The sequence below is a fragment of the Pseudomonas sp. NY8896 genome (genome assembly GCF_039634505.1).
This window is the reverse complement of the sequence record NZ_CP132350.1, coordinates 686,093-698,457: the sequence shown is the minus strand read 5'-3', so window position 1 is coordinate 698,457 and position 12,365 is coordinate 686,093. Positions and strand designations below refer to the sequence as shown.

The 12,365-nt window shown below is 57.5% G+C and carries 9 protein-coding genes and 1 other RNA gene; 8 read left to right on the top strand and 2 right to left on the bottom strand.

The window, feature by feature from the left end; genetic code table 11:
* The first annotated feature begins 279 nt into the window (after positions 1-279).
* The 8 genes from Q9451_RS03050 to radC all read left to right on the top strand — a co-directional run bounded on the left by Q9451_RS03050 (position 280) and on the right by radC (position 6,947).
* The gene (locus tag Q9451_RS03050; protein ID WP_012274266.1) at positions 280-570 is read left to right on the top strand and encodes a hypothetical protein; all 291 of its coding nucleotides are present in this window, start codon (positions 280-282) and stop codon (positions 568-570) included.
* Between the two features lie 100 nt (positions 571-670).
* Positions 671-1,069, top strand: a transfer-messenger RNA (tmRNA) gene (gene ssrA, locus Q9451_RS03045).
* 184 nt (positions 1,070-1,253) lie between these two features.
* Positions 1,254-2,510 carry an integrase domain-containing protein gene (locus tag Q9451_RS03040; RefSeq protein WP_103518025.1) on the top strand — a complete coding sequence of 419 codons (1,257 nt, stop codon included), beginning with the start codon at positions 1,254-1,256 and terminating at the stop codon, positions 2,508-2,510.
* A gap of 448 nt (positions 2,511-2,958) precedes the next feature.
* Positions 2,959-3,288, top strand: coding sequence for a hypothetical protein (locus Q9451_RS03035; RefSeq protein ID WP_181126907.1), 330 nt, complete (start codon positions 2,959-2,961; stop codon positions 3,286-3,288).
* Positions 3,289-3,359: 71 nt separating this feature from the next.
* On the top strand, positions 3,360-4,328 hold the full coding sequence (locus tag Q9451_RS03030) for a DUF932 domain-containing protein (RefSeq protein WP_103518024.1): 969 nt from the start codon (positions 3,360-3,362) through the stop codon (positions 4,326-4,328).
* 75 nt (positions 4,329-4,403) lie between these two features.
* Positions 4,404-5,408: a lambda-exonuclease family protein gene (locus Q9451_RS03025; RefSeq protein ID WP_034100769.1), complete on the top strand. Its 1,005-nt coding sequence runs from the start codon at positions 4,404-4,406 to the stop codon at positions 5,406-5,408.
* A 77-nt stretch (positions 5,409-5,485) separates the two neighbouring features.
* Entirely contained in the window at positions 5,486-6,400 is a 915-nt protein-coding gene (locus Q9451_RS03020) for a hydrolase or metal-binding protein (protein WP_181126761.1), read from the top strand.
* Between the two features lie 49 nt (positions 6,401-6,449).
* Positions 6,450-6,947 (top strand): DNA repair protein RadC, encoded by a 498-nt coding sequence (gene radC / locus Q9451_RS03015; RefSeq protein ID WP_034100771.1) that lies wholly within the window; start codon positions 6,450-6,452, stop codon positions 6,945-6,947.
* A 349-nt stretch (positions 6,948-7,296) separates the two neighbouring features.
* Here the strand turns inward: radC and Q9451_RS03010 are convergent, their stop codons facing one another.
* Both Q9451_RS03010 and Q9451_RS03005 read right to left on the bottom strand, forming a co-directional pair.
* Positions 7,297-9,429 (bottom strand): DUF262 domain-containing protein, encoded by a 2,133-nt coding sequence (locus tag Q9451_RS03010; protein ID WP_034100772.1) that lies wholly within the window; start codon positions 9,427-9,429, stop codon positions 7,297-7,299.
* A 137-nt stretch (positions 9,430-9,566) separates the two neighbouring features.
* A complete protein-coding gene (locus Q9451_RS03005; RefSeq protein WP_181126762.1) occupies positions 9,567-12,335 on the bottom strand; it encodes a DEAD/DEAH box helicase family protein in 2,769 nt (922 codons plus the stop codon).
* Positions 12,336-12,365: the final 30 nt, after the last annotated feature.

Sequence of the window (12,365 nt, the reverse complement as noted above, 5' to 3'; positions counted from 1 at the left end):
CGATCGGGCCGCAAAGCGGCCCCACGATTTATGCACCCACGCTGACATCCTGGGGCTGCTTCGCAGCCCGATCGCGACACAAGGCCGCTCCTACACAGGTACAGCGCAAGCCCGGGCCAAGCACGGTCCAGTGGGAGCGGCTTCAGCCGCGAACACCGGCAAAGCCAGTGCCATCCCCCCCCTCTCATATCGCCCCGCCACCATCCCGATTGAACCCCCGCCAATCCCCCACAGTCCACCTTACAGGCCCACCTTCCAGAGGCCCCAGAGGAGACACCCATGAAAGGTACCGCGCTTTCGGCCCTGTTCGCGGCCGCCACCCTGCTGGCTTCGCCGGTGTTCGCCGCCGAAGACCTTTGCACCACCAACCTGCAAAAGATCGACGACAGCATGGCCACTGCCGGCGCCACCTCCGAGGGCCTGGACAAAGCCATCACCGAGCACGTCGACAAAGCCAAGGCCGCCCAGGCCTCGGGCGACACCAAGGAATGCATTGCCATCACCAGCAAAGTGCTGGAGCGCCTGGAAAAAACCGAGAAAGGCAGCGGCACCGGCAGCGGCGGTGCGTAAGCCCGAAGGCGGGCGACAGGACCGGCTGTCGACGTCGCCCGCGCAATGGCGTATACTCCACCCCACGCGCTGTAAAGGTGCGTTAGCGTAACGCTAGTGTGGGGCCGATTAGGATTCGACGCCGGTAGCGAAACTCTAGGTGCATGCCGAGTTGGTAACAGAACTCGTAAATCCACTGTTGCAACTTTTATAGTTGCCAATGACGAAAACTACGGCGCGGAGTTCAAGCTGGCCGCTTAAGCGGTCCTCTTGACCCGTTGCTTCTGGTAGCTTCGGCTCCAGCAATCACTAGGGGATGCCTGTAAACCCGAACTGATTGTCATACAGAACAGGATCGTCGCGTAGCACGTTGTGGGCGAAGTGACTAAAACTTACACAACTCATCCAAAGCACCCTGCCCGTCGGGCGGCTGCGGATTAAATCAGTAGACACGGCTAAGCATGTAGTACCGACAGCGGAGTACTGGCGGACGGGGGTTCAAATCCCCCCGGCTCCACCAAATAATCATCTAAAGACGTCCACGGACGTCTTTTTTTGTGCCTGTAACCCAGTAAATACGGGGCTTTCAGCGCTATCAGCGTCCACAGACGTCCATGAGCAGCCACGCCTTTTGGCATTCCAAATGGCATTCCAAGCCCGTAGGTGCTAATTTTTGGAATGCCAAAATCAATTCTGGAATGCCAATGTGCGCACAAGCTACCCGCCTCACTGAACTCAAAATCAAATCTGCCAAGCCTGCTGAAAAGGACTATGTTCTATTTGATGGCGGCGGGCTTCAAATGCGAGTGAGAAGCAATGGCTCCAAGCTGTGGAACTTCAACTATCGACACCCTGTGACGAAGAAGCGGATCAACATGGGACTGGGAACCTTCCCTGAAGTCTCGTTAGCGCAAGCACGCAAGGGTTCCATTGAAGCGAGGGAAGCACTTGCCCATGGCATCGACCCTAAAGAGAAACGGGATGCTGTGCTGCAAGCTAAACAAGCTGCGACTGAGCACACATTCCGGAATGTGGCGACGTCCTGGTATGAGCTGAAGAAAGATGCTGTGACGTCGGCCTACGCTGAGGACATCTGGCGCTCGCTAACGTTGCACGTATTCCCGGACTTGGGCTCCACACCGATCTCAGCCATCAGCGCACCTCAAGTCATCAACCTGCTCCGGCCACTCGAAACCAAGGGCAGCCTTGAAACCGTGAAGCGGCTGACGCAGCGGCTCAACGAGATCATGACTTACGGGGTCAACTCGGGACTGATTCACGCGAACCCGCTCAGCGGTATCCGCTCCGTCTTCAAGAAACCGAAAAAGAAAAACATGGCGGCACTGCCCCCCGATGAGTTGAAAGAACTCATGGTGGCAATAGCCAATGCCAGCATAAAAAGGACAACCCGCTGCCTGATCGAGTGGCAGCTCCACACCATGACCCGGCCAGTCGAGGCAGCAACCACCCGCTGGGCAGATATCGACATAGAGAAGAAGATCTGGACGATTCCTGCGGAGCGCATGAAGAAGCGCCGCACGCACATTGTCCCGCTCACGGAGCAGGCTCTCGCGCTCCTGGAAGCGATCAAGCCCTACAGTGGACATCGGGAGCATGTGTTCCCCGCAGACCGGAACCCTCGTACCCACTGCAACAGCCAAACCGCCAACATGGCACTGAAACGCATGGGTTTCGAAGGACGCCTGGTAAGCCATGGGATGCGCTCTATGGCGAGCACCATTCTCAACGAGCACGGCTGGGATCCTGAATTGATCGAGGTTGCGCTTGCTCACGTCGATAAAGACGAGGTACGTAGCGCGTACAACCGAGCAGATTACATAGAACGCAGACGCCCTATGATGGCGTGGTGGAGCGACCACATTCAGGAAGCTGCTACAGGCAACCTGTCGGTGTCAGCTATCAGAGATAATCAAGACAAAAAAGTCGTCTCGATACGTTGACCCAACGTCAGCTCTTCGCCAGAAGCGAGCTACGGACATGCTGCCACCTCACAGGGTGTGCCGATGGTGAAGGTCTCATCATGGGCGAGATCAAGACGATTTTCATACGGGACGTGATTGATGCGTTGTCTGCGTCTCTTGACCTGCCAGCCGGTCGCGGTAGGGATCCATAGCCCCATGTACTGTGGGTTCACCTGGATCAGCTTGCGCTCAGGACTGCCAGCGTTCCACATTCTTCAGAATGTCATTTTCGCCCTTCCTCATCCCTCTCAAAGCCTTCAGGACCAGTATCCGGTTACTTCTACAGCGATAGATCAATCAAAAATCGGATCCGAAAATATTTCAAACCTATATCACCTCTGTGAACGCCCCGCAGTATCGACTGCTGCTGGGGATTTTGCGTGCCAGCTTCTACCTCGGCACGCTCATCACTTGAGAGGATTTGCACATGTATACCCCTTGCCCAAGCTGTAACTCTGGACGCGTCATCACTAAAAATATCGGTAAACAAACGGGTGGTTTGATTGGCGCCGCAGGTGGTGCAGCCAGTGGCGCCGCCGGTGCCCTGTCAGGTGCGGAAGCCGGCGCGGTACTGGGTGTAGTCGGTGGGCCGGTGGGCATTGCTATTGGCAGCATCGCCGGGGCGATTTTGGGTGGTCTGTTCGGCGGGGCCGCGGGGGGCATTGCCGGGGCCACGCTGGGCGAGCAGCTCGACGACAAGGTGCTGGCCAATTACCAATGTCTGGAGTGCGGTTACAGCTTCAGCGTCAACCGTTAAGCCTTTTTGAACGGGCGTCGCTCGTTGATGAAACGACGCTCTTTCCCCTTCATCCGCAAGGAATCATTCTCATGGCTCATCTCGTTGAAACCATGGCCTACGCTGGCGCTACTCCCTGGCATGGCCTGGGCAACAACCTGCCCCGCAAACAACCTATTGAGGTCTGGCAGCGTGAAGCCGGCATGGACTGGGAGATTCAGGAAAGCCCGGTCCATTTTAAGTCTGACGCCATCGGCCACCTGGGCACCATCCATTCCTTCCCCGAGCAGAAAGTGCTCTACCGCTCCGACACCAAGGCCCCTCTGTCGGTGGTCTCGCAGCGTTACCACACCGTGCAGCCGAGAGAGGTGCTGGAGTTCTACCGCGATCTCACCGAGGTATCCGGCTATGAGTTGGAAACGGCCGGCGTGCTCAAGGGTGGTCGCAAGTTCTGGGCGCTGGCGCGCACCGGGCAAGGCGCAACGCTCAAGGGTAACGACCAGGTCAACGGCTACCTCCTGCTCGCCACCTCCTGTGACGGCACCCTGGCTACCACAGCAACGCCAACCACCGTGCGTGTGGTGTGCAACAACACCCTGACCATCGCCTTGGACGGCAGCAGCCGCGCCATCAAGGTGCCCCACAACACTCGCTTTGAACCGAAGACGGTGAAGAAGCAACTGGGCATCGCCGTCTCTGGCTGGGACGAATTTATGTATCGCATGAGGGCTTTGGCTGAACGCAAGGTGCAGTGGCATGAGGCGCTGGGTTTCTTCATGAACGTGATGTGTGAGACCAGCCCAACCGGTGCTCTGCCGGAGCAACTCCCCAATGAGCGAGCCCTGCGCAAGGTGCAGGAGTTGTACGAAGGGCGTGGTCGAGGCAGTCAGCTAGAGTCGGCACGCGGCACCGCTTGGGGCCTGCTGAATGCCGTGACCGAGTATGTCGACCACGAGCGCCGTGCCCGCAGTAACGAGTACCGCCTGGACTCGGCATGGTTCGGTCAGGGGGCGCAGATCAAGCAACGCGCCCTGGATGCCGCTCTGCAACTCGCCGCCTAACCCTCACTCACATCAATCCTCGCGCCCGGTCAGCCTTGTGCTGGTCGGGCGTTTTTATGCCAACAGGTAAAGACGATGAAAGCAACGTCATTGAATAGTAGCACCCGTAAGAAACGCCCTGCCCTGCGCCTGGTCAACACCAAGGAGCTGCCCCGCGAGGACTGGTTGCAGATCCGCAAGCAAGGCATCGGCAGTTCGGATGCCGCCGCTGCAGTGGGTCTGAACCCCTACAAGTCGCAGTTGGAGCTGTGGCTAGAGAAGACCGGTCGCGATGCTGGGCTAACGAAGGCCGATCCTCACGATGAGGAAAGCCCGCTGTACTGGGGCAATGTGCTGGAACCCATCGTGGCCTGGCACTACAGCAAACGCAGCCAGAACAAGGTTCGACGGATCAACGCTGTACTACAGCATCCCGATCCGGCGCTCCCGTGGATGCTCGCCAATATCGACCGCGAGGTAATCGGTGCTCCAGAGGTGCAAATCCTCGAATGCAAAACTGCCGGCATAAACGGGGCGCGCCTCTGGAAAGAGGGCGTGCCCGAATATGTGCAGTTGCAAGTCATGCACCAGCTTGCAGTCACAGGCAAGCAGGCCGCTGATGTGGCGGTGCTGCTCGGTGGCCAGCATCTGGAAATCCATCGCATCACACGCGACGAGGCGCTGATTGCTCGGCTGATTGATCTGGAACGGCTGTTCTGGGATTACGTCATCAGTGACACCCCGCCACCGGCCGATGGCACAGCATCTGCGGAAGCGGCATTGCGCTGCCTCTATCCCGAGGATAACGGACAGACCTTGGACTTCAGCCAGAACCCGGCGCTGACCAGCACCTTCCTGGAGCTCAAGTCAGTTCGTCAGAACATTGCTCAGCAGGAAACGCGTGAGGCGCAGCTCAAGCAAATTCTGCAGCAGGCCATGGGGGAAGCCACCCGTGCAGAGTTTGCTGAGGGCTACATCAGCTGGAAGAAATCCAAGGACAGCATTGGTCTGGATGTCGAACAGATGCTCAAAGACAAGCCCTACCTGCAGGCTCGCTACCCCAAGGCCAAAGCAGGCACTCGTCGCTTCCTGCTCGCCTGAAACAACCTGCTCACCCTAGCCACCCGGACCGTTCACGTCCCGGTGGCTTTTTTATTTTCAGATCAAGGAGCACCACCATGCTCAAAGGTTTAGCCATCACTCCGCCGGTACTCGGGCGCATTTCCATCGGTAAGATCGTCGAGAAAAACGGCAAGCGCCTGCCCGAGAAAGATGATCAGTTCACCATCACCTCGCAAGTCCAGAGCCGTGACGGCTGGTTACTGCATCCACTCAATGAGGAACTGCGCAATGGCCAGGATGGCAAGTTGCGCAGCATTCCGATCCGATTGCTGTTCAACGAACCGGACCTCAACTTTCGCGCGGACTACAGCCTGTTCGACCGTACCACCGGCAGACCGTTATGCGTCGGCAACGGTGAAACGTGCAAGCGTTTGACCAAGGACGGCATCCAGTCGCTGCCCTGCCCTTCACCCGATGGCTGCCCAATGGCCCAAGGCAATGCCTGTAAGCCTTACGGTCGGCTGAACGTGGTGATTGGCGATGACGACCCACTGGGCAGTTTTGTCTTCCGGACCACTGGATTCAACAGCATCCGCACCTTGGCAGCGCGCCTGCATTACCTGCAAGCCATCTCTGGCAATCGCCTGGCCTGCCTGCCATTGGAGCTACGCCTGCGTGGCAAATCCACCCGTCAGAGCCACGGCACGCCGATATTCTACGTCGATATCACGGTGCGCAGTGGACTGCCCCTAGAAGAAGCCTTGCTCGCCGCCAAGCAACTGGAGGAAACCCGGCAAGCCTCGGGCTTCGACCAGAGCGCCTTGGATCACGCAGCCCGACAAGGTTTTAGCAATGGCGCTTTTGAAGATAGCGAGGAGGACTCTGGCTCCATTGTCGAGGAGTTCTTTCCCGCTGCTGAAACCCCACCCAGCAACGCAGAGGCCCAACCGGCAGCGCCGTCAAAGCCCTCACTGACTCAGAAGCTGGAGGCTCAGGCTATCGAGCACAGCACTAGGCCTTCCGTTCAGTAACGCTCTGCTCAACCTCCCCAGCCTTCCCCATTCTTACAGGAATAGCATCATGAAATATCACAAGCTCAAAGCCGGTGAGGCGAGTGGCACCTACGTCATGGAATCACCCGTCACCGAGGCCGACATCCTGCGGATGGCACAACAACTGGCCATGAGTCGTTTGTCTAAAGGCCGGGCCTTGACTGAACCCAAGCAGGTCTTCAGCCACCTGCAAACACTGCTGCAGTACCACGAGTACGAAGTCTTTGCTCTGCTGCTGCTCGATTCCAAACACAGGGTTATAGGCTTTAGAGAACTGTTCAGAGGCACGCTGGATGGGGCTAGTGTGTACCCGCGAGAAGTGGTGAAGATCGCCTTGGAGCATAACGCTGCAACCGTCATCATGGTTCACAATCATCCCTCCGGCGATCCAGAGCCCAGCCAAGCCGATCGTACCTTGACCACTACCCTTAAGAACGCTTTGAACATGGTCGGCACCCGCATATTGGATCATGTGGTGGTTGGCCATGAAGGCTGCGTGTCGTTGGCAGAACGAGGTTATCTCTAGCCGACTCCGCATAAAAGGTTGCTCCTGGGAATACCAGGAGCAATCTTCAGGACGGGAAATCATTTATTTTTTGTTCTGAAGTGACTACACATCAGCCGAGAAAGCCGGATCGGCAGCTGATATCGAAATTATGAACAGGCTCCAGGCCCCGACAGCTGGCCGACGCTCTTGATCGACCGGTTGAAGGTACGCCCTTTGGATCTGGTTGGTGCCGATTAGTATATCCCTACTTGGACAGATCAACGGCTGTCGATACTGGCTCCTCCACGATTCATTAAGCAGGTCGGTGTAGGTGAGCAGTTTTCCTACGAGCAGTGCCTGCGTGAACCGCAGGCACTGCTCTCGGACACTAGATATCTCCCATCTGCCGATCAAACGACTGGCGGATCAAACCCATCACATAGGGCAGTTCATCGTGGCTAGTGAAGACGACTTCAACGTCACCATTCCCCCAACGTCCGAGGTTCGTGACATCTCGGCACAGCCCCTTAGGATCATCAATCTCATGGAATGGCATGTTGAGCGACAGTCGCAGTCGCTTGGCTTGTGGCACCATATCGACAAAATTGGTTTCTGCCTTGTATGCAATATACAGCTTGAGCACGTCCTCCTTGACGCATGGGTCAAGCTCCAAAACCGCAGCACGAAGGCTTTCGAAAAGATCACGCACGGGGCCGGATGACAAATGCGAGTGATCATCAATGCTGTACTGGCTGCTAGTCGGCTGACTCGATAGGCGATATGCATCGAGAATGTCCGCAGCCAGCCGTGGAGCATCCCAGACCCTCTCAGCATCCTTGGCCAGACGCTCTGCCCGGTACCTGATTGCCGCCTCGTCCCATTTACCCACATTGCCAAGCCCCTGATTCAGCCTGAGCGGGCTGTATGCGAACCCTATGGGGTGTCCATCCCGGTCGGTAACTTGGTCGCGTTTGAACGCAAACGGATGATCGCGGTACTCACTGTTGTAACCCGTTAAGGTCAGATTACCAAGAGTATGCAGCCATCTCTCCTGGACAACCTTCCAATCCTCGCCAAGTTCAGCCTTCCAGGTCGGAGAAAGCTCGGGATTCTGCGGAAGAATGTGCTCGATGGTGTAGTCTTCAACGGCGACACGCTCTTTTCTTCCATGATTTTCAAGACGACGCAACCAGTAACTGCGGCTACGGAAGTTGTAGAGGTCTCGCTGCTTGAGCTCGCGCTGAAACTCTTCATCACTGGGGAAGCGGCGGTACGAAGGCAGCAGCATGAAGCTGGCCTGCACACTTTCCAGATAGCGGTCTTTCTTCAGGGTGCGCGAGAGACCTGCGAATGTCTTGTTCAGAGAGTTTGTCGGGATGGCACAGACTGCTCGGCGAAATACATAGCCTTCCACCAAGCGTATGACCTGGCACAACTCATCGGCACTCAGGGTGTTTGTCTTGTAATCATGGTAAGCATCCAGCAGGAACGGGTATGAAACATCGACCTTCAGTTCACGAAGATCATGGAGAGCCTGCTTGAGCTGCGAGTGGCTTTCCGCACCAAGCGCAATAGCGCAGTAATAGGTTGCATAGGCATGAATATCAGCAACCAGCGAAGAAACATCGTCTTTCAGGTTGCGGGCGTAGTTCTTGAATGCGACATAGACCTCGCGGACATTCGGAATATCGCCCATCTTGGTCGTCAGGTAATGCCGCATAAAGGCATCAAAGTGCTGGGTATAAGCCGCCTGGCCGAAGGCTTTTTCCATGGGGCGCCAATAACTTTTATACAACTCCGTCTGCAGCGCAGGCTCCAGCCCCATTAGGATGTAGTTGCGAATCAGGTCGGCCTGACTGAGCTCCAGGCCGGTGGAGTTCATGCTTTCGAAAATCAGCTGCGGATTATCCTGACCACGATCAAGGGAGACATCGACGATGACCAGCTTCGCGAGCCCTTCACAGATCGCAACCAGTTCGGAACTATTCTGTCTCAGCAGGGACTGGAAAAGCTGAAAGTTCTCCTGAATGCGGGTGCTGCGCTCGGCAGGCATCGGCGCTTGCTTGAGGATTGCCAGCAGCGATTCCTTGTCGGTTTCCGAAAGAATCAGCTTGAAGTGACGGTCGCCGTCCTCATCGGGGTTGAGCAGATAGTAATTGCGCAGCTTCCTGGCCGAGAACGTCTCCAGCAGCTCATCAAGCGCCGCCAACTGATCATCAGGAAGACTCTCGATATGACTGGATAATGCAGCGATCAGCAGAGTACAGGTTGTCAGGCGCTGCTGCCCATCGATGACCAACAATGCTTCCGGACTGGTGACCGACGACAGGGCGCGCTCGATGTACACGATGGAACCGATGAAATGGGCATTGACGGACTTCTCACGCCCGGCACGATGGATGTCCGACCACAGCTGACGGCACTGTTCTTCTGTCCAGGAGTAGTTGCGCTGGTAAATCGGGATGACAAACTGCGGTGACTTGCGGAGAAACTTGAGCAGATTGGCTTCGGTCGCTTTCACTTCGTTCCCTCGGATATGCCTTTGCGGCCGGACCTCATCTTCAAAGTCCGCTCCGCGAACAGAAAACCCTTTGCTCCAGACACAGAAAGCACCTGGAGCACTGAGTCATTCGGGCCTATTGCTCAGCCCTACACCTTTCAGCTCACCACCGATACAACTGCCTTTACCTCAAACCTCAGATAGTCCATCAATCGCTTCGCCTCGGTTACTTCGCTGTGCGGGATCAGCAGATACTTCCAGGGCTTGCCGCCGACGCTCTTTGCGTAGTCGGAGGCATGCTTGGCCCACTGTGCAGCAGCGGCAGCCTTGGCCTGCACTTCCTGGGTCTCCAGGTCGCTGGCAGCCTTGGTTTCGGCGAGGAAAATACAGCTGTCCGTCTCCACTACGAAGTCCGGCACATACTCCGGCTGCTCAGCACCGAGCTTGTAGAATATCTGGAACTGCCCCTTAGCCGGCTTAAGCCACTTCAGGGCTTCACGCTCAAGGATCACGGCAAAACGCCGCTCGGTGTCCGAATCGAACTTCTGCAGCGGGTACAGGCAGCGGGTGAAGCCGCCGAACAGCATCTGCTTGATCCGGCTAGTCTCGGTGACTGTTTCGCGCACGCGGTGTACCGGTTGGTTAGCCGCTACCGTGTAGTTGCAGGGCTTGAGCCCGGTGAAGCCGCGGCTGACCTTGACCTCGTAGCCGCTGGCCTCTTCCCAGAAGTGCTTGTGCATTTCTGCATGGATCAGGCGGGCCAGATCTGCACCGTGAGTATCGAGGATCTCGTGCAGCTCGCTTTCGGCATAGTTCTGCTTCTGGTAGTGGGCCACCGCCTGCTCGGCCAGGTTGTAGAGCAGCTCGGCCTGAGTGAAATAATCCACGTCATCAAAGTCGATCAGCTTCTTGACGATATAGTCCTCCAGGCGCTTTTCGCGGATACCGCTTTCGCGGCTCAACGTGGACTGCTTGCTGGTGCGCAGCTCCTGCACAAGGAGCTCGCGCTGGCCCCGCTGGTAGTTGGGCAGATCGCCCAGCGTGAACGGATGGTAACCCGAGGTTACCTCGCCGGTCGGCACCACCGTGATGCGCGGAATATCGATGGTCTTCTGCACCACCACTTCGGCGGTTTTGGCCACCACCTCATCCAGATTCAGCTCAGGTGCAGTCGCGTCCTGTCCTTCCAACAACGAGCCCTGCTGGGGCTTAAGGCGCTCGGCGACTTCGGCCTTGATCTGCTCCTGCACCTCCTTCTTAAGCAAATCCTTGCTGCTTGGCACCAGATCACGGCGAGTTTCGTACTGGCCGATGACCTCCATCACCACACGGGCGGCCTGCCTCTCTGCATCAGTGGTGAAAATCGGCGAAGGCTTTAGTGTTTCGGCGTTCGCGCCTGTACTGCTTGCCTCGCCAGACTCGCTCTCTTGCTCAGCAGCCGGCTGCGCTGTGCCTTCGCTCAGGCCGAGCATCGCATGCGCACCGGACTGCACCTGCACGCTGGTCTTGTTATCGTCCGCCTTGGGCGCATCGAGAATTACCTGCTTGAGGCGGATTGGCGAATCGCCGCGGTTGGCCTCGTCGATAATTTCCTGGAACTTGTCGTGAGCGACGATGTTCAGGCGATCCACGGCCTCCACTCCGGTGCGTTTGCCATAGGGCAGGCGCAGGCCGCGGCCGATTGACTGCTCGATCAGCGTGCGTGCATTGGCGGCCCGCAGCGGAACGATGGTGTACAGGTTGGTAACGTCCCAGCCCTCCTTGAGCATATTGACGTGGATGACGATTTCGGTCGGCTCATCCACGCTCTCCACGGCCAGCAGGCGGGTGATCATTTCCTCTTCATCCTTACCGCTCTTGCTGGAGTCGACCTGGATGGCCTTGCCGCGATAGCGCCCCTCGAAGAAGACATCCGATTCCAACAACGCCAGCAGTTGTCCGGCATGGGCGGTGTCGCGAGCGATCACCAGCATGAAGGGCTTCACCACCCTGGCGTCGTTTTCGCGGGCGTAGGTCAGCAGCTCGGCCTTGGTCGCCTCGTGCAGGCGCACGCCGTCCTCCAGCTTGACCCGCTCCACTTCTTCCGGCGTATGCTGCCTGGCGTTGAAATCGCGTTGAGTGACCACGGCCGGTTCCTTGACGAAGCCGTCTTCGATGGCACGAGCCAGCGGGTAGTCCATCACGACGTTCTTGAACGGCACCGGCCCCTTGCTCGACTCCGTGAAGGGAGTAGCGGTCACTTCCAGGCCGAACAGCGGCTTGAGCTCGTTTATCGCCCGCATCCCGGCCTGGGCGCGGTAGCGGTGCGACTCATCCATCAGCAGCACCAGATCCTCCAGGTCGGACAGATGGTTGAAGTAGCTATCACCCAGCACCTCGCGCATCCGTTTGATCCGCGGCTCCTTACCTCCGCGCACCTCAGAGCTGATCTTGGCGATGTTGAAGATATTAATGCGAACCTCGCCGAACAACTCACCACCGAGGATGTTCTGCTGGTCGTAATTGTCGCCAGTGATGACCCGCGGCACATTGATCGAGAACTCGCCGATGCCCTTGAATACGTACTTGGGCGTGTTCGGGGTGAAGTCGTTGATCAGCTTGTTGTAGATGGTCAGGTTCGGCGCGAGCACGAAGAAGTTGTTGATCTGGTGCTCAAGGTGCAGATAAGCAATGAAGGCGCCCATCAGCCGGGTCTTACCCACACCGGTGGCCAGCGAGAAGCACAGTGACGGGAAGTCGCGCTCGAAGTCCTCCAGGGTCGGGAACTGTGCCTTCAGGGTATCGAGGATCGCCCGCACGCTCTGCTGATGTTCCAGCATCTCCGGCGCAGAGCCCAACGCCTGCACCAGCTTGCTCAGCGACTCGGCCTGCGGCGGGCGCAGCGACAGGCGCCCGGAAACGTGATGTTGAATACGCGAACTGCTCATACTGTCTTCCTTTGTTCCTTGTAGCCGGCA

Bases quoted from the DNA above. Each gene is read 5' to 3' on its own strand.
- Q9451_RS03050 (WP_012274266.1), top strand. From the start codon at position 280: ATGAAAGGTACCGCGCTTTCGGCCCTGTTCGCGGCCGCCACCCTGCTG.
- Q9451_RS03040 (WP_103518025.1), top strand. From the start codon at position 1,254: ATGTGCGCACAAGCTACCCGCCTCACTGAACTCAAAATCAAATCTGCC.
- Q9451_RS03035 (WP_181126907.1), top strand. From the start codon at position 2,959: ATGTATACCCCTTGCCCAAGCTGTAACTCTGGACGCGTCATCACTAAA.
- Q9451_RS03030 (WP_103518024.1), top strand. From the start codon at position 3,360: ATGGCTCATCTCGTTGAAACCATGGCCTACGCTGGCGCTACTCCCTGG.
- Q9451_RS03025 (WP_034100769.1), top strand. From the start codon at position 4,404: ATGAAAGCAACGTCATTGAATAGTAGCACCCGTAAGAAACGCCCTGCC.
- Q9451_RS03020 (WP_181126761.1), top strand. From the start codon at position 5,486: ATGCTCAAAGGTTTAGCCATCACTCCGCCGGTACTCGGGCGCATTTCC.
- radC (WP_034100771.1), top strand. From the start codon at position 6,450: ATGAAATATCACAAGCTCAAAGCCGGTGAGGCGAGTGGCACCTACGTC.
- Q9451_RS03005 (WP_181126762.1), bottom strand. From the start codon at position 12,335: ATGAGCAGTTCGCGTATTCAACATCACGTTTCCGGGCGCCTGTCGCTG.